The sequence below is a fragment of the Alloprevotella sp. genome (genome assembly GCF_057240785.1).
Genome location: NZ_DBHHRH010000011.1, coordinates 1 through 22,975, shown reverse-complemented (window position 1 = coordinate 22,975; position 22,975 = coordinate 1). Strand labels below are relative to the sequence as shown.

Genomic DNA, 22,975 nt, shown 5'->3' with positions numbered 1-22,975 from the left:
TTTGTTCTTATTTGATTTCTGTTTCTATGAGTTCCACCAAGCGGTTGATCTTTTCGGCCGAGTCGAGCACATCTACATCAACCACGTGGCGAGCACGGAGGTAGAAATCCTCACGTGCCTGTATTTGATCTGTCACAAACGTTTGCAGCTCCTCGGGACTCATTCCTTCCAGTAAGGGTCGCTTCCCTTTGCTGATTTTTAGATGGGAAAGGATGGTTTCGGGAGAGGCTTTGAGATAGATCACCTCTGCTGCTTGGTTCATGTAGTCGATGTTATCGAAGAAACAAGGTGTTCCGCCTCCACAACTCACTACGACGTTCTCAAATTCGGCCACTTCGTGGAGCATATTGCGCTCTTTCTTGCGGAACGCTTCCTCACCCTCTTCAGCGAAAATCTGGGGAACACGTTTGCGGAAGCGTTCTTCGATATACCAATCAAGGTCGTAGAACATCTGCCCACGGCGTTTGGCTAATTCTTTGCCTATTGTGGTCTTCCCGACACACATATAGCCAATGAGAATGATGGCTTTCATCGACGCGTACGGCGAGAGGTGGTTTTTGCAGGCTTGCTGCTTTCGGCTTCGATGATTTTCTTACAATCTTCCAGCGTTAGTTTAGCAGCTGTTTCGTGTTGCGCCTTGGGGATTTTATAGTTCTTACCCTCATACTTGATAAAAGGACCGAACCGCCCGTTCAAGACCTCGATGCCTTCTGCTTCAAACGTCAAGATGTGGCGTTTTGCTTCGTCTGCGCGCTTCTCTTGTATGATTTCGATGGCGCGCTCCAGGGTGACATTGAGAGGATCTTCTCCCGCGGGAATGGAAGAGAATTTTTTATTATGAAGCACATAAGGTCCGAAGCGACCCGTATTCACAACGACGGGACTATCCTCAAACTCGCCCAAAGTGCGCGGAAGCTTGAAGAGGTCCAGTGCCTCTTCGAGCGTAATTGTCTCTATGCTTTGATCGGCATGGAGAGAAGCAAAGAGAGGCTTCTCGCTTTCGTCTGCTGTGCCCAACTGAACCATCGGGCCGAAACGACCAATTTTCACGCTGATTGTTTTTCCCGTTGTGGGATCAATGCCGAGTTCTCGTTCGCCCACTTTATGCTCTGTTTTCTCATTGAGAATCTTCTCCACTTGCGGTTCAAAGCTGGCGTAGAAGTTGCGCATCAGTTCATGCCAGTTCTCCTTTCCTTCAGCCACATGGTCGAAATCTTTTTCCACTTTGGCTGTAAAGTTATAATCCATAATTTCGGGGAAGAACTCTGTAAGAAAATCGTTCACAACAAGACCCATATCTGTTGGAATGAGCTTCTTCTTTTCAGAGCCGAACGTTTCTTGCGGATTCGATTCGCTGATGCGATTATCTTTCAGCTTGAGCACATTCACTTTTCGCTTTTCGCCTGCCTTATCGCCTCTGGCAACATATTCGCGTTGCTGTATGGTGGAAATCGTCGGAGCATAGGTAGAGGGACGTCCAATACCCAGTTCTTCGAGTTTGTGTACGAGGGATGCTTCATTATAGCGAAGCGGAGCAGAAGTGAAACGCTCTTGCGCAACAATTTCTTGGCGTTTCAGCACGTCACCTTCACTCATTTTCGGGAGCAGATGTCCCTCTTCTTCATTATTTTCTTCGTCGTGGCTCTCACGATAAACGCGGAGGAAACCATCAAACTTCACAACCTCTCCTGTCGAAACAAAACGTTCGTCAGCATTGGTGCTGATACTGATTTCAACCGTTGTTTTCTCCAGTTCGGCATCGGCCATTTGGCACGCAATAGTACGTTTCCAAATAAGGCTATAGAGACGCTTCTCTTGAGCAGTACCCGTGATTTCCTCGTTGTCCATGTGTGTAGGACGAATTGCCTCATGGGCTTCCTGCGCTCCCTTAGCACTGGTATGATAAGTGCGGCGTTTGTGGTACTCTTTCCCCGCCATCTTCTCAATCACTGGACCGCAAGTATTCAAACACAAGTCGCTCAGATTCATAGAGTCGGTACGCATATAGGTGATAAGACCGCGTTCGTAGAGACCTTGTGCCACGCGCATCGTTTGCGCAACGGGGAACCCAAGTTTGCGCGCTGCCTCCTGTTGCAACGTTGAAGTAGTGAAAGGAGGAGCCGGTGTGCGCTTTGTGGGGCGGGTGGTGACGCTGTCAATATGGAATTCGGCTGTTTTGCAGCTCTCCAAGAAAGCGCGCGCCTCTTCTTTTGTCGTGAAATGACTGCGAAGCGTTGCTTTCAGTGCTGCTCCATTGGGCAGCTCAAACAAAGCACTAACAGCATAACTGGCGTGACTCTCAAAATTTTGTATCTCACGCTCGCGCTCCACAATTAGGCGAACGGCCACACTCTGCACACGACCTGCAGAAAGATTCGGACGCACTTTTCGCCAAAGGACGGGAGAAAGTTTGAAACCTACCAAGCGGTCGAGCACGCGGCGCGCTTGCTGAGCATCAACAAGGTTGAGATCAACGTGGCGCGGATGTTCGAGAGCATTGAGTATGGCAGACTTGGTGATTTCGTGGAATACAATTCGATTTGCACTCTTAGGGTCAAGTTTCAGAATCTCTGCCAAGTGCCAACTGATGGCCTCTCCTTCGCGGTCCTCATCGGATGCAAGCCAGATGGTTTCGGCTTTTTTAGCTTGGGAGCGAAGCTCTTTAACAACGTTTTTCTTATCAGCAGGGATTTCGTATTGTGGCTCGAAACTTTTTAAGTCAACTCCGAAATTTTTCTTCTTCAAATCGCGAATGTGTCCAAAGCTGGACATCACCTTAAAGTCCTTGCCGAGAAAGCGTTCTATGGTCTTTGCTTTTGCGGGGGACTCAACGATAACTAAGTTTTTGGGGTCTGACATGTTGCGCTATTTATTTTTTTCGGGCGCAAAATTAGTGCTATTTTTCTGAACCACACCTTAAATATAGCAAAAAGTAGAAGAACACCCCGATGCTCAACAGGTTTAGCGACTTGAGGCATGAACGAACAAGAACCTACATTTCGGTAACGAATTATTACAAAACAAGAAAGTAAAATAGAAAATTATCTGCCCAGTTTTTCAACCCTAAAAATCGACAATTCCAACCTCTTCGAAACAAGAGAGAAAGAAACAATACTAAAGAATATGCTGGAAGAAGTGTTACACTACAAGCCGTGAGAGTCCCCCCCTCCTCTCTCCTACCAGAGAAAAACTCGTTTTTTGTCGTCACGTTGTCACACCGAGGAAAGCACACTGGTAAACAAACACTTATGTGCGTGACAACAAAACCCATCTCATTTTTTGTTATCACACTGTTGTCACGCACACAACACATACTTTTTCAATTAGTTACCTCACAATTGTGGCAACGTGACGACGTGACAACAAAAAATAAAACACAGGAAGAAGAGCGTACCCTCATTATTTTAGTTCCCTTATCGTGAGTCCAGCTACAATAAGGCTGCTGGCTGACAACCTTATTCTGTCAGCCGATAGGCTTATTGTAGCTGAAAACACAATAAGGATATTTATGAAGAAGCACACCTTACGCGTTTTTCCCAATAGAGAAAAGTTTCAAAGAATCTTGCCAGGAGTTGCGTACTAAAACAACAGATCGGTTGGAGACAAAGAAAAGGCTACCGCACTCTGTTGAAGAGTTGGCGGCAGCCCTTGTAAGCAAATTTTCTCTGTTACGGAATAACCCGTTAAAACTTAGAAGAGAACTTTCTTGCCATTCACGATATAGAGGCCCTTAGTGGGGTTCAGAACGCGACGACCTTGAAGATCGTACACAGCAGGTGCAGAGCTTGACACATTTGGAACAGCTTGGATGCTTGTAGGCGTAGTGTTCTTTCCTGTAAGCAAGAGGTTCTTGATGTTCCATGTGGGAGCAGCCTGATCGGTACTGCTGTATTTGAAACCGAGTTGTACGGTTTTGCCGTCGTACTCAGCCAGAGAAACACCCAGCGGAGCGGCATCGATAAAACTCCAATCTGAGGTGGGATAAGTAATATCGGTCACTTGCTTCCAAGTGTCGCTTTCGTTTTCACGCACCCAAAGCGTGATTTGGTCATTGCTTCCGCCGAAGAGCTTTGTAGAGTGTTTGAAGAAGAGTTTTGCGTTTTGGCAATACTTCAAGTCGATCACTGGAGAAAGAAGCCAGCTCTCAGCCGCATAGTTCTTACTACCCACATGCGCCGAACCCTTTGCACCATAGTAGGATTGGAATCGCCACACCTTAGTGACACCTTCCGACAAACTTACATCTTGAACCGTGAATTTGCCCAGGTCTTTAGCGAAAGGTTCAGAGTAGATAGTATCCAAATCAGCCATAAAGCTAAACTTGATCTGTTTTCCCACTTTCGTAATACTGGTAACAGGTTTTGTTCCCAGTTTGGAACCATCGAAGAGCGGGAACGACTTAATCTCGTTCACACCATTTCCGTAGAGGTTAGCTTGATTAGCATTATAGTAAAGTTTCTCACCGTTAGCCGTCACCACCATTGCGCGCTTTTTGGTCTGCACATTGTTGGGAATATTCCAGTTCCACTCTTGTGCATTATAAGCAATGCGCGTTAGCAACAAACCGCTACCTTGATTAGCAGGATACCACGTTCCAGGCTGACGGTTCTCCAAGATGAAATATTCTTTGCTACTATTGCGAATCAGCACGGCCTGCTGTCCGTTCTCAGTGTCATAGGAGTCAAGGGTAACATCCTGCGGATCGGTCAGTTCTTTGATTTTGAGCCAACCCATAACGCTACGTTCGTAAGCCGTGTAGCCTTCAGGAGCACGTCCGCCATTAACGAAAGCACCACCGTCCATGATAGACCACGCACCGAAAGCGTCGTCGTGACTATAGCTTCCGTTGGTTGCATAGAAGTCGGGCAAACCCAGTGCATGACCAAACTCGTGGCAGAACACACCCATACCCATCAAGGTGCGATTGTGGTCAAGCTCATTACCCACGAAATAAGAATTGAAATGGAAACCGCTCATGTTCTTATTGATATCGAATTCTTGCGGCCAAATATAGTCGGCACCATTACCGCCTTCTGTAGCCTCACCTGGACCTGCATAAAGAACGCTCACAAGGGGTACAGACCCATTTACCATATATTTAGAGAAGTCAACGCCTGCTGCTTTAGCAGCTGCCACAGCATCTGCTACAAACTGAGGTACGTTCTGATCGCCACCTCGTGCAGAGTTGCTCCCATAGAATTTATAGCTTTGGGGAACGGTCACAATGGCTACAACCTCAAATGTTGGGTCGAACATGCCGTTGCTCTGGCTCAGGAAGTAGTCACGAGCAGAGCCCATACACTGTGCTTCTTCCTTATATCCCTTTTCATTGAAGTAGCGAGTCATCTTCTCGATGGTCGTTGTAGGCTGGAATTTCAAGTCGGGATACTGCGCCATGATAACAGGAATGGTATATTTACCAATACTATTCACACCGCCAGTGCCGCTCTGCCCAAATTTGCCCAGACCATCACTGGTAGAAACACCAATTATCCTGCGTGGTTCATTCTCATGATGCCTCACGGGAGTTGTTGCCTCAGCAGCTTCAGCCAGAGTAAGAGGGTGAGCAGCGATAAACTGCTTCTCGGCTTCCGTGCGAGCTCCTTCTTCGTGAGCAATCATAGAAGACGCCACGAGTTTGCCATCCAAGAGAACAGCATAACAGAGATCACCAGAAGCATTGGGCACAAGCACCAAATCGTCCAAAGAAGTGGAGAAGGCATAAAAACCATCACCATGCTTATAAGCCATCAAGCTAGTGCCATCACTTTGCGCGTAAGGAAACGCCATGTGGCGCGGGCGGATAGCTTGAGAAGAAAATGTCAGCATCATAGCCAACGATAAGAGTAATAACTTCTTCATAAATGTTTTGTATATATTTTTTTGAAATTTCTATTGACTTTCAAAAGTGCAGCTGCAAAGGTAGTATTTTCCGTAAAGAAGACAATAGATTATCACCTTAAGTGAGCAAAAAGGCCTCTCAACCAACAAAACAAAACATACCAGCTGTTACAGCAAATATAGAAACAAAATTGTACCTTCGCCAATAAAAGAGTGTATGCAAGTAAAGATAGCCCCCTCTTGGGGAGAAAAACTCCAAAGTGAATTTGATGCGCCTTATTTTAGTCAGCTCACCCAGTTTGTTCGCAAAGAGTACGCCACAGGGCCGTGCTACCCTCCTGGTAATCAGATATTCAACGCCTTCAATCTTTGCCCTTTCGACAAGGTGAAGGTCGTTATTCTCGGCCAAGACCCTTATCATGAAGAAGGACAGGCTGAAGGACTGTGTTTCAGTGTGGCCGATGGCGTACAGTGGCCGCCTTCGCTGCAAAATATCTTCAAAGAAATCGAAGGCGACCTGCATCGCCCAGCTCCCGCCACGGGAAGTCTGCGCCGCTGGGCCGAACAAGGCGTTTTGCTCCTCAACTCCACACTGACAGTGCGTGCTCACCAAGCAGCCAGTCATGCTGGGCAAGGTTGGGAAACTTTTACAGATGCCGTTGTGCGTCTGCTTTCCGATGAACGCGAGAACTTGGTGTTCCTCTTGTGGGGTAGTTACGCTCAACACAAAGGGGCAATTGTCGATCGCCAGCGCCATCTGGTTCTAACGAGTGCGCATCCTTCGCCTCTCTCGGCGTATCGTGGTTTCTTCGGCAACCACCATTTTTCGCTCTGCAACGACTATCTCATCCAACACAATATAACTCCCATAAATTGGTAAAAATGCTTCACATTATCCAAGTAGGAAACGTTGTTCTTTCTCCCGATATTATCACCGAATATTTTTGTTGCGATCTCGATGCTTGTAAGGGTATCTGCTGTGTAGAAGGCGACTCTGGTGCGCCGCTCACAGAAGAGGAAGTGGGCGAACTGGAAAATGTATTACCAGAGGTGGAAAACGAACTAACGGATAAGGCACGCGAAGTGATTCGCGAACAAGGCGTAGCGTATGTTGATCAAGATGGAGATTTGGTCACTTCCATCGTCAATGGCAAGGATTGCGTTTTCACCTGCCACGAAAACGGTTGCTGCTTCTGCACGACGGATCGTGCTTTCCGCCAAGGGCGCACACAATGGAGCAAACCCATTTCGTGCTATTTATATCCCATTCGCGAAAAATATTTAGGCGCGAACACCATCGGACTGAACTACCACCGCTGGAACGTTTGTGAACCCGCACGCCGTAAGGGGCGAGAGTTAAGACTTCGTGTTTACGAATTCTTGAAAGAACCGCTCATTCTTCGCTTCGGCAAGGAGTGGTACGAAGAATTGCTCCAGACAGTTACAGAACTGAAGAAACACCGAATGATATAACAGCTCCAACCCACCTCTTTGAGTTAACTTTCAATACGCTGCAAACAAACATTTACTTTCCAAAACCATAAGCCGACAGCCTTAGCACCACCGTTGCTCGCATAAGGATGTCAGCTGGCACAATAAGGCTATCAACTGACGCAATAAGGATGTCAGCCGATAGCCTTATTGTATTTCCCAGTACCTTTATTCCGCCTTAAAACAGCTAAAAGATAAAGAGTCAAAGGTACACACTTACATCTTTCCTCCATAAGCAAAACACACTACACCTCTAAAAAAACGATCAACAGAAAAAGGCTTTTCGAGTATATAAAAGTCAGATTTAGCACAAGAACTAACAGACTTATTTATTTACATACACTCAATCATTTCTTTTCTCTTTTTAGACAACAAAACAGTTTCTTTATCCCTGCGTTGTAAAACAACGCTCTCACGCCAGTTGTAAATACCATCTTACAACTGCCACATACACATTAATAAAAAAGCAGCATTTGTTTTGTTTTTCGCCTCTCATACCTTACATTTGCAAGATAATATATAGAATGCTTAAAATGGATGAATTAAGAGTTATTATCAGCGGTGGCGGCACGGGAGGACACATCTTTCCCGCAGTCTCTATTGCCAACGCCATCCGAGAGAAGCGCCCCGATGCCAAAATCCTTTTTGTAGGTGCAGAAGGACGAATGGAGATGCAACGTGTTCCAGCTGCTGGCTACGAGATAAAAGGATTGCCCATCGCAGGTTTCGACCGCAAACACCTGTTGAAAAACATCAGTGTACTACTAAAAATCATGAAGAGTCAGCGCATGGCGAAGCAAATCATCAAGGACTTTCAGCCGCAAGTGGCTGTAGGTGTGGGTGGATATGCTAGCGGACCTACACTCAACATGGCTGCAAAAGCAGGCATCCCCACCCTCTTGCAGGAGCAAAACTCTTACGCGGGAGTAACCAATAAGCTCTTGGCGAAAAAAGCCAAAAAGATTTGTGTGGCTTACGATGGTATGGAGCGATTCTTCCCTGCTGACAAAATCATGTTTACAGGGAATCCTGTGCGCCAGAACTTGCTCGACAAAAGCATGTCTAAGGAAGACGCATTGCAGCAGTTTGGATTGGAAGCTGGGAAGAAGACGATTCTGATCGTAGGCGGTTCGCTCGGTGCTCGCACCGTAAACGAGAGCATTCTGACAAACTTAAACCTCATCCGTCGCCAAACTGGCATCCAGTTTATTTGGCAAACTGGAAAATACTACAGCGAAAGTATTCACGCAGAATTAGAGAAAGCGGGATGTCCAGACAACTTGAAAGTGATGGACTTTATTTCCGACATGAAATCAGCTTATGCCGCTGCCGATTTGGTAATCAGTCGTGCCGGCGCAGGAAGTATCTCAGAATTCTGCCTTTTGGGTAAGCCCGTGATCCTCGTACCTTCGCCCAATGTTTCTGAAGACCATCAGACGAAAAATGCACTCGCTCTTGTGCAAAAAGATGCGGCAATCTATGTCAAGGACGATGAGGCGCAGCGCACCTTGCTACCACTGGCAATTAACACTGTGAGCGACAATGAACGCTTGATAACGCTGAGTAAAAACATTCTGCTCCTGGCGCGCCCCAATGCAGCCTCCGACATTGCCGACGAGGTTCTGAAATTAGCACAACAATAAGTTTCTCGCGAAATTCCCGCTCGAGAATCATCACATATCATCATGCAAGAAATCAAATCAGTATATTTCGTCGGTGCAGGCGGCATCGGCATGAGCGCCTTGGAGCGCTATTTTCTTCACAATGGAATTTTCGTTGGTGGTTACGACAAAACGCCCGCCGAACTAACAGAACGGCTCCGCGAAGAGGGCGCACAAATCCACTACGAGGAGAATATTGATCTCATTCCTGCCGAATGTCGCGACCCGAAAACAACACTGGTGGTTTACACACCTGCCATTCCTGCCGAACACAAAGAGCTTGTGTGGTTTCGCGAGAATGGATTTGAGATACATAAGCGCGCCCAAGTGCTCGGCACTCTGACGAAGCAGATGAAAGGGCTCTGCGTGGCTGGAACGCATGGAAAAACCACCACAACAGCCATGACAGCTCACCTGCTCTATGAGAGCCATGTGGGATGTAACGCTTTTCTCGGTGGTATCACTAAGAACTACGGCACTAACTACTTGATCAACCCGAAGAGTCCCTTTGTGGTGATTGAAGCAGATGAGTTCGATCGTTCTTTCCACCATTTGCGTCCCTTTGCGAGTGTGATTACATCAACAGATGCTGACCACCTCGACATTTACGGTACAGAAGAAGCCTACCTCGAAAGCTTCCGCCACTACACGGAGCTTATCCAACCCGAAGGCGCACTCATCGTGCACACGGATTTAAAGATGAAAGCCAACCCTCAAAAGGGCGTGCGCGTTTACAGCTATAGCCGTACAGAGGGCGATTTCCATGCAGAGAATTTACGCATCGGTAACGGCCGTATCATCTTCGACTTTGTATCGCCGTTTGGAAATATCAAGGATGTGGAACTGGGCGTTCCCGTCAGCATCAACATTGACAACGGCATTGCCGCCATGGCGCTGGCACAGATTGCCGGAGCTACGGCGGAAGAAATACGCCGCGGAATGCTGACATTCAGCGGAGTGGATCGCCGCTTCGACTTCAAGTTGAAGAACGACCGCATCGTATTCTTGAGCGATTATGCACACCACCCCGCAGAAATCAAACAAAGCATACTGAGTTTGCGCGAAGTATTCAGCGGACGCAAGTTGAGTGCGATATTCCAACCGCATTTGTTCACTCGCACACGCGACTTCTACAAAGATTTTGCAGCAAGTCTGTCGTTGCTCGATGAGGTTGTGCTCACTGAGATTTATCCTGCTCGCGAACAACCTATTCCTGGTGTAACAAGTCAGCTCATCTTCGAAAACCTTCGCCCAGATATGGAGAAGCACATGCTTTGCAAAGAAGATTTGCCCAACTATGTTCGTGAACACGACTTCGATGTCCTTGTGGTGTTAGGTGCTGGCAATGTGGACAATTATGTTCCCGAACTCACAGAGATTCTGAAAAAGAAATACAACTGCTAAAAAGAGCAACAGAAGAAGAGACGCGGCAAGCTTAAGTTCTCTGCTCGCCCGGCAACCTCTCCCAACAACAACTCAGACAATCCCTCTCTGAAACACAATGAAAACGGTATTCAAAATACTCTTCATATTGGCACTTGCCGCCTACCTAATCTTCGCTTTCGCCAAGTTCACCAGTAGCGGAAACCGCGCAAAGTGTGAGGGCATCACTGTAGTAATCACCGACAGTGCTCATGCTGGTTTCATCACGGCTAGCGAGGCAGAAGGGATACTGCAAAAGGCGCGCATACATCCCGTTGGAGAGCAGATGGATAAAATCAGCACTAAGAAAATTGAGGATGTGCTGAAAAAGAATCCTTTTATCAAGGATGCTGTCTGCTACAAAACTCCCGATCGCCATGTGAACCTTATTATCAACCAGCGTCTGCCGTTGCTCCGCATCATGGCGGATAATGGAGAGGACTATTATATTGATGAATACGGCTACTCTATGGCTCCAATGGGATACGTGGCCGATTTAGCTGTAGCAACAGGAAATATCGACAAAAACTTCGCAAAGAAGAACCTCGTAAAGCTGGGAAAATTTCTGCGCGACAATAATTTTTGGAACAACCAAGTGGAACAAATCAACGTTATGGAAGATCACAGCGTTGAACTAGTGCCACGTGTGGGCAATCAGATGATTGATTTAGGGAGTTGTGATAGTTTGGAAGTCAAATTTCGCAACCTCAAAGCTTTCTATGAGAATGTGATGCCACAAGTCGGTTGGAACAAATACTCTCGATTAAATCTCGAACACACCAATCAAGTCATCGGAACAAAGCGCGAAAACAATAAATAAAGCCGCCCCGCTTTAGCCTCAACAGAAAACAATAAAACAATAAAATATGCCAACAGACAACAACTTCATCGTAGCGATAGAGCTGGGTTCTTCAAAAGTGACCGGCATCGCAGGCAAGAAGCAACCCGACGGAGGTATCCAAATCCTAGCCGTAACGCAGGAACCATCGGCAGCATTCATCCGCAAAGGCCGCATCAACAACGTCATGAAAATGAAGACCTGCATTGCCAATATCAAAAAGAAACTTGAAGAAACGCTGAAGAAATCGATCAATCAGACGTATGTCGGTGTCGGCGGTATGGGCATGCACACCGTTCCCAACAAGATTACAAAGAATTTCTCTGACAAGACGATGATCACAGAGGATATCATCGACTCTATCCACGACGAAAATCTCCAGATGCAGTCATCAGAACGCGACATCTTGGAAGCCGTTACACAAGAGTATAAGCTGGGCGCACAAACAACCCTAGAACCTGTTGGCATCCAGACTGAAAGCATCGAAGGACACTTCCTCAATGTTGTTACGAAGAAAGAAGTGTGTGATAATATTAAGACGTGCTTCCACGAAGCAGGACTCGATGTTGTCGACATCCCCATCACTTTCTTGGCATTGGCTGAAAATATGCTGACAGAACAACAACGACTCTCGGGATGTGCCTTCGTTGATATGGGTTCAGAAACCACGTCCGTAGCTGTCTATAAGAACGGCATTCTGCGCCATTTGGCAGTCATTCCTCTAGGTGGAGAAAACATCACCCGCGATATTGCTTCTCTGCAAATCGAACTTTCCGAGGCTGAACAACTGAAATTCAATTTCGGATCTGCACTTACGCTCGAAAATGGAGAGACACACACGCCCATCAAGCTCCAGCGCGGTGACGCCGTTAGCTATGAAGAGTTTGCAGGCTTGGTAGAGGCACGCCAAGAAGAAATTATAGAAAACGTAGCTGAACAAATCAAACTCTCTAAACTTGATAAGACGCAGCTCATTGGTGGCATCATCGTGACTGGTGGAGCTTCCAACATGAAGAATATCGACAAGGCATTTGCAAAATACACAGGCTTCGACAATATCACATTTGTGAAGAGTATCAACATCCCGCTCCGATTATCGGACGCACAAAAGAACTTCAACAAAGACGGAGCAGCAAACAGTGCTATTGCTTTGATTGAGAAAGGCGATGAAAACTGCTGTGGCGGAGAACTTGGAGAAGGTCAGAACGAACTCTTCCCCACCAAAGAAAAGATGGAACGTCTGAAAGCTCAGGAAGAAGCGCGCAAACTCGACGAGGCAAAGAAAAAAGCCGAAGAAGAAGCGCTTCAAGAACAAATCAGACTCAAAGAAGAGGAAGAGGCACGCCTAGAAGCAGCACGCCAGGCTGAAGCCGAACGAGCTGCAAAGCGTGAGAAACGCAAAGCAATCTTCAATCGCTTCAAGCATTGGATGGACAATCTTGTTAGTGATAAAGAAAACTAATGTTACTCCCTAAAACCAGACTACAATGACTGAAGATATTCAAAACAAGGAAAATAATCTGATTGATATGGGACTGCCCAGCACCTCTCCTGCGATAATAAAAGTTATCGGCGTTGGAGGCGGTGGCGGCAATGCAGTGAACCACATGTACCGCGAAGGCATTCACGACGTCAACTTTGTGCTCTGCAACACTGACAGTAAGGCGCTCTGCGACTCTCCCGTCCCCATGCGCTTGCAGTTGGGCAAGGAAGGACTCGGAGCAGGCAACCGTCCAGAACGTGCTCGTGCAGCTGCTGAAGAGAGCGTGGAAGACATACGCCGAATGCTCGACGATGGCACCAAGATGGTCTTTATCACCGCTGGTATGGGTGGCGGCACAGGTACGGGTGCTGCACCTGTCATTGCTCGTGAGGCAAAAGACATGGGAATACTCACCGTGGGTATTGTCACTATTCCATTCCGCTTTGAAGGTAACAAGAAAATAGACCAAGCCCTCGACGGCGTTGATGAGATCAGTAAGCACGTGGACGCCTTACTCGTTATCAACAACGAACGTCTCCGCGAAATCTATCCCGACCTCAACGTTCTGAGTGCCTTTGAGCGTGCCGACAACACCCTCTCGGTAGCAGCTCGCTCGATAGCCGAAATCATCACCATGCACGGCATCATCAATCTCGACTTCCGAGATGTCTGCACCGTACTCAAAGATGGGGGCGTCGCCATTATGTCTACTGGGTTCGGCGAAGGAGAAAACCGCGTGACGAAAGCCATTGAGAACGCACTCAACTCTCCACTGCTCAACAACACCGATATTTTCCACTCAAAGAAAGTGCTCTTATCCATCTCTTTCTGTGCCGAAAAGGAAGGCGACACGCTCATGATGGAAGAAATGAACGAGGTACACGAGTTTATGTCCAAATTCCACGACGATGTAGAAACGAAGTGGGGACTTTCCACCAACGACACCCTCGGCAAACAAGTCAAGATCACCATTCTGGCTACAGGCTTTGGTATGCGCGATATTCCAGGTATGCAGGAGAAGATAGACGCCGAAGAAGAGCAACGCCGTATCAACGAAGCTGAAAAGGCGGAGGAATACGAAGACCGTCGCAACAAGTACTACGGTACGGACGAAAAGAAGTCTGGGCAACGTCGTAAACCACGCATCTACCTCTTCAATCTCGAAGACCTCGACAACGAAGAAATCATCTCAATGGTAGAACTCACGCCTACTTTCAAACGCTCCAAAGAAACTCTCAAGGAGATCAACACCAAGGCTTTGGGCGTGACGGCCATTGAGCCTGAATCGGCTAATTTGGACCCAGGCGCATCTATTAGCTTCGTATAGAGCATTTCGACAAAACAAGAACAATCCTCATAGGGAGAAGCCTCGTCTTCTCTCTCTCTGACATTTTGTGCCGGGCTTCATGCCCGGCCCTTTCCTACTGCCCCACTCATTCATAAATATCCGATACATGGCTGATACAGCAAACAATAACATAGAAAAATTGCAAAACAATGAGTCCTTCCTCGGTGAATTAACGCTCGAACAGCCGAAAGACGGACTTATCGTAAACCTGAAAAACGCCAACGACCCTTCTATCATCAAGGTCATTGGCGTAGGTGGAGGTGGAGGCAATGCCGTTGCCAATATGTACCGTGAAGGAATCCATGATGTCAACTTCCTTGTTTGTAACACAGATCGCAAAGCGTTGGAATCCTCACCGGTTCCCGAACGCCTACAATTAGGTCCTGGACTCGGTGCGGGCGGAAAACCCGAAAAAGGGCGTGAACTGGCAGAAGCAAGCCTTGAAGATATCAAGAAAACTTTAGATGATAACACACGCATGGTGTTTATCACAGCTGGCATGGGCGGAGGAACAGGTACAGGAGCTTCGCCCATCATTGCACGCGAAGCGCGATCACGCGGCATCCTTACTGTCGGTATCGTCACCATTCCTTTTCTCTTCGAGATGCAGCGCCAAATTGATAAAGCCTTAGATGGTGTCGATGCGCTGGCTAATGAAGTCGATGCACTGTTAGTAGTCAATAATGAGCGGCTCAAAGATATCTATTCCGATCTCTCTGTTATCAATGGGTTTAAGAAGGCCGACGAAACCCTCTCTACGGCCGTCCGCTCTATTGTTGAAATGATATCCATGCACGGCATTGAGAACATCGACTTTAGAGATGTCGAGATGGTGCTGCGCGATGGTGGAGTGGCTATCATGTCTAATGGATACGGCCGCGGCCAGAACCGCCTAACCAAAGCTATTGATGAAGCACTCCATTCGCCTCTTCTCAACAACAACGACATCTTCAAAGCTACGCGCTTCTTAATGTGCATCAGCTTCAACCCCGACGAAACAAAGGGGCTACAGATGGAAGAACTCAACGAAGTAACGGAATTTATGAACAAATTCCGTTCGGATGTGGAAACAAAATGGGGACTTGAAACCAATCCCGAACTCGACGACAAAGTAAAAGTCACCATCGTCGCATCTGGCTTTGGCTTCGACAACAACCAACCAGAAATCATTGAAAACGGTGTTCTCACCGAAATGGATGAACGCAAAAAGGAACGCCGTGAACGCATCTACGGCACGACCAAAGGGCAGAAGAAACAAATCATACCACACAACTATATATTCTCAACCGACGACCTCGACAACGAAGACCTGGTGATGGAACTTGATGCCATACCCGCCTATAAGCGCACACGCGAACAACTCAAGCAGATTGAGAGTCATGTCATCCCCGAAACGGCCACCACCATCGATCTCAGTGAGCCCTACCGCCCTGAACATACCATTGACTTCACAGATCTATAAACACTACAATACTTATATATTATGTTATTCGACCAAATAAGCAAAGACATCATGACAGCCATGAAGTCGCGCGACAAAGTACGCACCGAGGCGCTGCGCATGATCAAAAAGAACTTCATCGAAGCTAAAACGGCTCCGGGCTCTAATGGAGAGCTCACCGATGAACAGGCAATCAAGATTATCGCCAAAATGGCAAAATCTGGTCACGAACAAGCCAAATTCTTCACAGATAATAACCGCCCCGACTTGGCTGAAGCGGAGGAACAGCAGGCTAAAATCTATGATGAATACCTGCCGCAGCAACTCTCGCCCGAAGAACTGGAAAAAGAAGTGCGCGCTATCATCGCCGAAGTGGGTGCTACAAGTATGAAAGAAATGGGTAAAGTGATGGGCACTGCCACAAAACGCCTTGCTGGAAAAGCCGACGGCGGCGCCATCTCAGCCCTCGTACGCCAACTGCTGGGATAAACTGAAGAAAAGAGGAAACGATTTCTCCTTTTTCCTTTATCTAACAAAGAGTGGGTTACAACAATAGGTCTTATAACCCACTTTTTATGTAATTACGCATTTTGCCTATTTCAGAATAAAACAGAAACAAGCAAAAAGGATACTTTATGCGGAAGGTATTTACGGGTTTAGAGATGGTGGATACAAAACGGATTATGAAGGTAATGCCGAATACAGTATGGAGGCTGTAATAAATGCCTTAACTAATGGTAAGGATTACTCTAATGGCGCAATTAGGTGGGATGGCTTTGATCTTGCTGCGAGAGGTTTTAATCATCCTAAGCCTAAAACTGCTGGCGTAGAAATTAGCCCTGCAGATTTTATGCATTTTAAGGCTGCGTGGCCAGCAAAGCTCATTAAGGCCTATAGTGCTGGAAAGTATACGAGTTTCTCTTCTAATTTCCATTCAGGAAGTCATCCTGCAACATATGGTTCGAATAAAGGATATGTACTATATTCATCTTCGGCTGCTTATGGTAGGACTATGTTTTGGAAGGCCAATTTAAATGCGACAAGAAAAGTCGCTGGAAAAATAGAGACATACTAACATACATACTAAGTTTATCAATATGAATAGTAAGTTTTTTGTAATAGTGTTTCTTCTTAGCTTGTTCTTTGCAGAAACGTTTGCACAAGATAATATACCCAATAATATATTATTGGATAAAACATGTAATGTAAAATATAATAAGCGGAATGATTCTACCTTAGTAATGACCGTGTCAATTAACGGTCATGCGTATAAAGACTCATTCTTATTTGTGGAAGGTGTTCCATTTTCAAATTATTTACCAAAATACTTTGGCCGATATAAAAAGAGCTTAATATTTATTAATGGAGAATCAGTTAATTATCGGCGTCTAACGGTTTATGAGTTGAATGGTTGTAAAATTAGAAAAGGTGTGTACGAAATGGAATTATGTTCAAATAGAAACAGCTCCGTAGAGTACTATTTGTTCTTTTACAATAATCAGCCAATAAAGATAATTTCATCCTTGGATAAGACTCTATACAAACCTTTAAGTCTTAGTGTAAAAATCGAATCAGACAAAATATCTACTATAGAATCTTGTAAAGGAAAATTTAAGATAAGGATGGTAAAGGGGAAATGCTACTCTTTAAAATAAAATAGAACTAAAATCATAAACCGAACTTGATAGTGGCGGTTTACCTCCACTATCATTTTTTGAGCTATGTGCAATATAATCATTAACAGTACGTTATAAGTATATGCAGGACTATCTTTGCTCATACATCTGTATCGGTAATGGATCGTTCAACAATGTCTATGGCAGAAACGGCAGCTATGTAACAGCTGGTGAAAAGGACTATGCCGAGTGCATGAACGAGATAGAGAGGCAGAAGGAGGATTACTATAAGCAACTCGGTGTTGCTCTGGGGGGTACCGACAATGAAGGGTGCTTATGGTGATCCAGAGAACACTGGCGTGGGCTATAATACTATCATCAAGGAGTTGGGTGATCATAGCGTGCCTGATGGCTGGATACAGACACCGAAGCACAACGATGAGCAGGGCAGTAATCCAGGCGCACCGATCTCTTGGAACGACCCAATAAACCCCGATGACCCGCAGGCTGGCTACGGTTACATTGCCAACGATACAACGAAAGAGGAGATCTTCTTCTATCACAGTGACCACCTCGGCAGCACGTCTTACATCACAGATGATAAAGCCAACATCACCCAATATGATGCTTACCTACCGTACGGCGAACTGTTAGTTGACGAGCATAATAGCAGTGAAGAACTGCCATATAAGTTCAATGGTAAACAGTTCGATGAAGAGACAGGCTTGTATTATTATGGTGCAAGGTACTTGAACCCTGTTACCTGTCTGTGGTATGGGGTGGATCCGCTGGCAGAGAAGTATAAAGAAATAGGTTCTTATGTTTATTATGCAGACAATCCAATAAATTTATTTGATCCTGATGGTCAGAAGTTTATATACAATGCTCAAGGAAAATTCTTAAGGAAAGAAGGAAAAGATAATCTTGTATATATTGAACGAGATGGTAAATTGACTCAGTTAATTGATCATGGAAATGGTATGACAGATGAACAGTTTAATATTGCTGCTCATATTGTAGATGTAGAATCGAGTGATGCCCCAAATGAAAGCTTGTGGATTGCACATGCAGCTAATAATGCAGTTGATGATAAAGATGTGAATTACGCACATGTAAGAGTAAAAGGAGGGCCTAGAGTAAAGAACCATTCTTTATATGAACAACTGAATGATCAAAATTATTCGACTACTCCTGCATCAGCAAGAGTTGCTTATGATAAAGATTATCTTACAAGTTCTACAAGAACTACTGCAAGAGCAGGTATAATAGATGCATTACAATCAGATATTGATCCAACTCATGGTGCAACGTTGTGGGACGGAACAGATTTTGCAACTAAAGGGCTTAGCCATCCAAAATTTAGACAGTATAATAAAATAACAATACCAGATAATATCAGAAAAGATTATGTTTATCGAAATGAAAGCTATTTACAGAGGATAAAATCAAAGATGCGGGTGTCAACCGTTTTTGAGAGGAATGGAATTTTTATTCATGATGGCAAAAGTACAGCAAAATTCTCTCTAATAGCGACAGGTACATTTGGTAGAACTATATTTTGGCATAAAAAATAATTTTATATGAAAAAGTTTATTCTTATTTTATTCATTATTATTTTTTCAGCTCCTAGTATAAATGGGAAAGCTCAAAGAAAATGGCAAGGATATTTAATTCCACAAGAGTATGTTATTGTTGATAGCCTTACCTTAAATGGACAGAATACCCAAATAGCTATATTTAGCCCTTATAGTATGACAGCTGACGGTTGTGAAAAATACGTTGATAAAGGGGAAAATAGGATTCTTTTGATTAAGCGTGATTCTCACTTTTATAGATTTGATAATGTTATATCTAATGACGTTTATGGTTATATTGATGGGAACGAAAGTCTTAAAGAAAATGGAAATGGATTTGAATTGTGGTTTGAAAAAGGGCAGAGTTGTACTTTTGAGTATCACATCTATATTGGATTTTTTAATTCAAAAATTAAAATAACGCACATTACATTAATTACTTTATGTAATGATAAAAAGAAGGTAAAAAATATAAGATATAAAAACTTTTTACTTAAGAATTTTCATCGGAATTTAATCGATAAATTAAAAAATAAATATAGCATGTAATCTATTAGAAAGATATTTATCTTATGATCATATGCTATACTGGGATGAGGAGAACCGCCTAATGGTACTCTCTGACAACGGTAAGACGAGTCGTTATACTTACAACGCCGCCGGTGAACGTATCATGAAGAGTTACGGTACGATGGAGGGTGTGTATATCAATGGTGCATCACAGGGTATTACTTTCCATGAGACGGACAACTTCACGCTCTACCCTGTTTCGATAATCAGCATCAACAAGAATCGCTTCACAAAACATTACTTCCTTGGTGACAAACGAGTTGCTTCAAGGATAGGAACGGGTCTGTTCAATAACGTCTATGGGCGTAACGGCTCATATGTAACCGCTGGTCAGCAGGACTATGCTGAACGCATGAATCAGATTCAGAAGCAGAAAGAGGCATACTATAAGCAGCAGGGCATTGCTCCTGGTGTACCTACAATGAAGGGCGCGTATGGTGATCCAGAGAACACTGGTGTAGGGTATAATGCCGTCCTCACCGAACTCGGCAACCATGACGTGCCACAGGGTTGGATTCAGACTCCGAAGCCGAACACCACACCGAATACCAACCCTGGTCCACCTGTAAGCTGGAACGACCCGAGCAACCCTGATGCCCCACAGGCTGGTTATGGCTATATCCCAAACGACACAACGAAAGAAGAAACCTTCTTCTATCACAGTGACCACCTCGGCAGCACGAGCTATATCACCGATGACAAGGGTAACATCACCCAATATGATGCTTACCTGCCGTATGGTGAGCTACTTGTCGATGAGCATAGTAGTAGCGAGGACATGCCGTATAAGTTCAATGGCAAGGAACTTGACGAAGAAACGGGGCTGTACTATTACGGAGCCAGGTACATGGACCCCAAAATCTCCATGTGGTTGGGGATAGACCCATTAATGGAAAAGTATACAAATGTGAGTGGATATGTTTATTGTCATAGTAATCCAATAGTTAGAATTGATCGTGATGGATGTGCAGATTATTTTAGCATTAGTGGCAAGTTCATTAGATCGGATAAATCAAAAGATAAAAATATCTACATAAGAACTTCTTCTGGTAACGTTTTATTATCTAAATATAATTTCAAGAGAAATTTACATACTATGATGCGTATTACGTATCATTATGCTAAGGAAGTTGGGTTAGAAGGTAAGGCTAAATCTATTGGTGTAAAATCAATGAAATCGAATCCTGAGGGAGAATTAGCGATAACGACATATGATAATAGGATAAGAGTCTCTACTGTTAATGGGCATTTTAAAAAATCAATGGACCAAATATATAATTTCAGAAGTACATTAGCACATGAAGGCTTTCATATAGATACTCCAAATGGAGTAGATGAAGAAGTTCTTGTAATCATGAAAGAGATGAGTAGGAAAGAATTTGGAAAAACAACACGGTCTTTTAAAGATAATACAGCTGGATATCTTCAAAAAGAATTGGAAAAGTTGTATGCTGTATCAGGTCGTAATTTTTATAAGGTGATAGGTAAGGCACAAAAAATGTTAAATAAATATGGGGCTAAAAGTAGTTATGAATTTATAGAAGGAGGAAATAAGATTCATTTTTGACAATAATGAAACATATACATATAATAAAATTATTGCTAATATCCTCATTATTAGTATCATGCCGAAATAATAATGTTAAAGAGATTCTAACCGGGGATAGATATAGATATTGGTATAATGAAAGTGATGCAATACTTAATCTTCCTTTATACCTTATTTTTAACAAAGATGGACAATTGCAAGTAAAAAGTCAAGACGAAAGGGGGAGATTACAGGACTTTGTTTTCTCCCATGATGTAGAATGGGATCATCGTTGGAGTATAAAAAATGACACATTACTATATATGGGATTGTATGATAATTATTTCGTTATATCAAGGTATAATGATTCTATAGTCATCCTTACACAGAATAACCAGAATATAGTATTACATGCGATTAGAGATCCTCGTATGTTTATACAAAACATTCACGCTAAGAGAAAAAATATTATCGATAGTATTCAATGTTTAAATTATGACATACGAATTGATAGAATATGCCCTAATGGCAACAATTATATTCTAAAAGATATTTCTTCCTCTGTTGAGATAAGCAAAGCAGATATGAATATCATAGCTCCCCAAAGAGGAGACCGTTTAGTCAAAGAAAAGAATTATGTATTGTTGAATAGAATAACTAATGATTCAATTTATCTATATCGATATACAGTTTCAGGAGAGCATCCTGTTTTATCGATTCTCCAAAGTGGAGAAAAAAAGAATTTCATACAAAGAAATGGGATTTATCAGAGATAAGTGCATTGCTTCTAAAATCGGCACGGGGCAGTTTAATAATGTTTATGGCATCAATGGCAACATTGTAACGGCAGGGCAGCGCGATTATGAGTTTGGATGCAGAACATAGAATTTCTCTATTATACCTCAAATCCGCAACTAAGCCCTTGAACGTCCTTATTGCGTTTACACGTCCTCTCATTACTGAATTTGCAGATAATTTGAACTTGAAGCACCCACTTCTGCCTACAATATCCCCTTACCCCACAATGTGACTTGAGGCAATACACAATATCATTCCCATAAGTTGTAGGCACTATCCAAAATCAGTCTGGAAAACATCTGCGTAAGCATTATTACAGGTATAAATATTCAGCACATACCGCCTTGATGTCCTGATCCACTTGGCTGGTACAGAGATAAACCTGAAGATAGGACTTTAGCTTATGGTGCAAAACAGACTGGTTCTTGGTTCTGGAGAAGCTATTATTTCCTTCAGATAGATAATGGTGCAAAAGTAGGCGTGCCAGGAGACAAGAAGAATGGCGGCAACTATACAAAGGTTGATTGGTGGAATCCTTGGTTAATGGTTTGGGATTAATTTAACGTGAGTTCGACGAATTCAGAACAATGCAAGCTGTGTATCAATAGTCCTTTGTACATTGATACACGGCTTCTTTGGAAACAGACAATAGGCAGCAATTGCCCCTAATAAGTTGACGATGAAATTGTCAAAGCATCTATGTCTGGAGTGCTCCACTTGTGCAATGTTCTTAAGTTCATCATTTACCGTTTCTATAATGGCTCTTTTTCTGAGTAAAAGTCTGTCTGAAACGCTCATTAAAGCTCCTTTCATGTTACTTTTCAATTTGGTAATAAGTTGTATTCCGTCAACGAAAAGCCTTTGAAAGAGGTTCTTACTGATGTACCCCTTGTCACCGACCAGCTTACCATGTATAAACTCTACAAAAGCTTGATACTCCAAAGGTTTACGGTCATCAATATCTCCCGGCGTTATCATAAAGTTGAGAAGCTCTCCTTTCTCATTACAAATCAAATGCAATTTGAAACCGAAGAACCACCCCATAGAGCATTTTCCTCTTTGGGCTATGCCTTTGAAAACTTTGTGAATATGTATTCTTTGGTTCTTACAGACACGCAGTGGTGTGCTGTCAACGAAGCTTATGCCCGTGCATTTGCCCAAGAGGACCTTCTTGATAAACAAGGTTAAGGGTATGACTACATCCCTTTCCAATTCTACCAAGCGGTTATAAGAAACAACATTGGGAAACAGATGGCGAAGATGCTTGCATACTTTTTCAAGATAGAAATGTTTAAAGCAACGATAACCAGAAGTGTGGAAAAGAATCATTATCAGCATGACTTCTGCCTTTGACATTGTAGAAC

At 44.1% G+C, this 22,975-nt stretch carries 17 protein-coding genes and 2 pseudogenes; 15 read left to right on the top strand and 4 right to left on the bottom strand.

The window, feature by feature from the left end; all coding sequences use genetic code 11:
- Positions 1 to 7: 7 nt before the first annotated feature.
- From ACO4R2_RS03020 to ACO4R2_RS03010, 3 genes are all read right to left on the bottom strand, one after another.
- Positions 8 to 532: a shikimate kinase gene (locus tag ACO4R2_RS03020; protein ID WP_347719427.1), complete on the bottom strand. Its 525-nt coding sequence runs from the start codon at positions 530 to 532 to the stop codon at positions 8 to 10.
- Positions 529 to 2,859, bottom strand: coding sequence for a type I DNA topoisomerase (gene topA, locus ACO4R2_RS03015; protein ID WP_484769108.1), 2,331 nt, complete (start codon positions 2,857 to 2,859; stop codon positions 529 to 531). Before topA ends, ACO4R2_RS03020 begins: the two co-directional genes overlap by 4 nt.
- Before the next feature lie 831 nt (positions 2,860 to 3,690).
- Positions 3,691 to 5,862, bottom strand: coding sequence for a M6 family metalloprotease domain-containing protein (locus ACO4R2_RS03010; RefSeq protein ID WP_484769107.1), 2,172 nt, complete (start codon positions 5,860 to 5,862; stop codon positions 3,691 to 3,693).
- Between the two features lie 196 nt (positions 5,863 to 6,058).
- Here ACO4R2_RS03010 and ung point away from each other — a divergent pair, with 196 nt between their 5' ends.
- The 15 genes and pseudogenes from ung (at position 6,059) to ACO4R2_RS02935 (ending at position 21,698) form a co-directional block, all read left to right on the top strand.
- Positions 6,059 to 6,721, top strand: coding sequence for a uracil-DNA glycosylase (gene ung, locus ACO4R2_RS03005; RefSeq protein ID WP_311490768.1), 663 nt, complete (start codon positions 6,059 to 6,061; stop codon positions 6,719 to 6,721).
- A gap of 2 nt (positions 6,722 to 6,723) precedes the next feature.
- Positions 6,724 to 7,314, top strand: coding sequence for a DUF3109 family protein (locus ACO4R2_RS03000; RefSeq protein ID WP_311490769.1), 591 nt, complete (start codon positions 6,724 to 6,726; stop codon positions 7,312 to 7,314).
- Positions 7,315 to 7,865: 551 nt separating this feature from the next.
- Positions 7,866 to 8,975, top strand: coding sequence for an undecaprenyldiphospho-muramoylpentapeptide beta-N-acetylglucosaminyltransferase (murG, locus tag ACO4R2_RS02995; protein ID WP_484769106.1), 1,110 nt, complete (start codon positions 7,866 to 7,868; stop codon positions 8,973 to 8,975).
- A 42-nt stretch (positions 8,976 to 9,017) separates the two neighbouring features.
- The gene (murC, locus tag ACO4R2_RS02990; RefSeq protein WP_484769105.1) at positions 9,018 to 10,397 is read left to right on the top strand and encodes a UDP-N-acetylmuramate--L-alanine ligase; all 1,380 of its coding nucleotides are present in this window, start codon (positions 9,018 to 9,020) and stop codon (positions 10,395 to 10,397) included.
- 97 nt (positions 10,398 to 10,494) lie between these two features.
- Positions 10,495 to 11,235 (top strand): cell division protein, encoded by a 741-nt coding sequence (locus tag ACO4R2_RS02985; protein ID WP_315090584.1) that lies wholly within the window; start codon positions 10,495 to 10,497, stop codon positions 11,233 to 11,235.
- A gap of 46 nt (positions 11,236 to 11,281) precedes the next feature.
- Positions 11,282 to 12,715 (top strand): cell division protein FtsA, encoded by a 1,434-nt coding sequence (gene ftsA / locus ACO4R2_RS02980; RefSeq protein ID WP_347719421.1) that lies wholly within the window; start codon positions 11,282 to 11,284, stop codon positions 12,713 to 12,715.
- Positions 12,716 to 12,740: 25 nt separating this feature from the next.
- Positions 12,741 to 14,063 (top strand): cell division protein FtsZ, encoded by a 1,323-nt coding sequence (ftsZ, locus tag ACO4R2_RS02975; RefSeq protein WP_311490773.1) that lies wholly within the window; start codon positions 12,741 to 12,743, stop codon positions 14,061 to 14,063.
- Between the two features lie 127 nt (positions 14,064 to 14,190).
- The gene (gene ftsZ / locus ACO4R2_RS02970; protein WP_484769104.1) at positions 14,191 to 15,546 is read left to right on the top strand and encodes a cell division protein FtsZ; all 1,356 of its coding nucleotides are present in this window, start codon (positions 14,191 to 14,193) and stop codon (positions 15,544 to 15,546) included.
- Positions 15,547 to 15,564: 18 nt separating this feature from the next.
- Positions 15,565 to 16,014 (top strand): GatB/YqeY domain-containing protein, encoded by a 450-nt coding sequence (locus ACO4R2_RS02965; RefSeq protein ID WP_484769133.1) that lies wholly within the window; start codon positions 15,565 to 15,567, stop codon positions 16,012 to 16,014.
- A gap of 217 nt (positions 16,015 to 16,231) precedes the next feature.
- Positions 16,232 to 16,600: a hypothetical protein gene (locus ACO4R2_RS02960; RefSeq protein ID WP_484769103.1), complete on the top strand. Its 369-nt coding sequence runs from the start codon at positions 16,232 to 16,234 to the stop codon at positions 16,598 to 16,600.
- A 713-nt stretch (positions 16,601 to 17,313) separates the two neighbouring features.
- Positions 17,314 to 18,715, top strand: a pseudogene (locus ACO4R2_RS02955) (RHS repeat domain-containing protein); the annotation flags it as partial.
- A 6-nt stretch (positions 18,716 to 18,721) separates the two neighbouring features.
- Positions 18,722 to 19,264: a hypothetical protein gene (locus ACO4R2_RS02950; RefSeq protein ID WP_004364710.1), complete on the top strand. Its 543-nt coding sequence runs from the start codon at positions 18,722 to 18,724 to the stop codon at positions 19,262 to 19,264.
- Between the two features lie 34 nt (positions 19,265 to 19,298).
- A pseudogene (locus ACO4R2_RS02945) lies at positions 19,299 to 20,852 on the top strand (RHS repeat-associated core domain-containing protein); the annotation flags it as partial.
- Between the two features lie 5 nt (positions 20,853 to 20,857).
- Complete coding sequence (locus ACO4R2_RS02940; protein WP_484769102.1) at positions 20,858 to 21,589, top strand: hypothetical protein; 732 nt, start codon at positions 20,858 to 20,860, stop codon at positions 21,587 to 21,589.
- Positions 21,570 to 21,698 carry a hypothetical protein gene (locus ACO4R2_RS02935; RefSeq protein WP_484769134.1) on the top strand — a complete coding sequence of 43 codons (129 nt, stop codon included), beginning with the start codon at positions 21,570 to 21,572 and terminating at the stop codon, positions 21,696 to 21,698. Before ACO4R2_RS02940 ends, ACO4R2_RS02935 begins: the two co-directional genes overlap by 20 nt.
- A gap of 492 nt (positions 21,699 to 22,190) precedes the next feature.
- Here ACO4R2_RS02935 and ACO4R2_RS02930 read toward each other — a convergent pair.
- Positions 22,191 to 22,975 (bottom strand): IS982 family transposase (locus ACO4R2_RS02930; RefSeq protein WP_484769101.1); only part of this gene is annotated, 785 nt, incomplete at its 5' end.

Excerpts from the sequence above, each read along its gene's own strand:
- ACO4R2_RS03020 (WP_347719427.1), bottom strand. The coding sequence starts at position 532 with ATGAAAGCCATCATTCTCATTGGCTATATGTGTGTCGGGAAGACCACA.
- topA (WP_484769108.1), bottom strand. The coding sequence starts at position 2,859 with ATGTCAGACCCCAAAAACTTAGTTATCGTTGAGTCCCCCGCAAAAGCA.
- ACO4R2_RS03010 (WP_484769107.1), bottom strand. The coding sequence starts at position 5,862 with ATGAAGAAGTTATTACTCTTATCGTTGGCTATGATGCTGACATTTTCT.
- ung (WP_311490768.1), top strand. The coding sequence starts at position 6,059 with ATGCAAGTAAAGATAGCCCCCTCTTGGGGAGAAAAACTCCAAAGTGAA.
- ACO4R2_RS03000 (WP_311490769.1), top strand. The coding sequence starts at position 6,724 with ATGCTTCACATTATCCAAGTAGGAAACGTTGTTCTTTCTCCCGATATT.
- murG (WP_484769106.1), top strand. The coding sequence starts at position 7,866 with ATGGATGAATTAAGAGTTATTATCAGCGGTGGCGGCACGGGAGGACAC.
- murC (WP_484769105.1), top strand. The coding sequence starts at position 9,018 with ATGCAAGAAATCAAATCAGTATATTTCGTCGGTGCAGGCGGCATCGGC.
- ACO4R2_RS02985 (WP_315090584.1), top strand. The coding sequence starts at position 10,495 with ATGAAAACGGTATTCAAAATACTCTTCATATTGGCACTTGCCGCCTAC.
- ftsA (WP_347719421.1), top strand. The coding sequence starts at position 11,282 with ATGCCAACAGACAACAACTTCATCGTAGCGATAGAGCTGGGTTCTTCA.
- ftsZ (WP_311490773.1), top strand. The coding sequence starts at position 12,741 with ATGACTGAAGATATTCAAAACAAGGAAAATAATCTGATTGATATGGGA.
- ftsZ (WP_484769104.1), top strand. The coding sequence starts at position 14,191 with ATGGCTGATACAGCAAACAATAACATAGAAAAATTGCAAAACAATGAG.
- ACO4R2_RS02960 (WP_484769103.1), top strand. The coding sequence starts at position 16,232 with ATGGAGGCTGTAATAAATGCCTTAACTAATGGTAAGGATTACTCTAAT.
- ACO4R2_RS02950 (WP_004364710.1), top strand. The coding sequence starts at position 18,722 with ATGAAAAAGTTTATTCTTATTTTATTCATTATTATTTTTTCAGCTCCT.
- ACO4R2_RS02940 (WP_484769102.1), top strand. The coding sequence starts at position 20,858 with ATGAAACATATACATATAATAAAATTATTGCTAATATCCTCATTATTA.
- ACO4R2_RS02935 (WP_484769134.1), top strand. The coding sequence starts at position 21,570 with ATGGGATTTATCAGAGATAAGTGCATTGCTTCTAAAATCGGCACGGGG.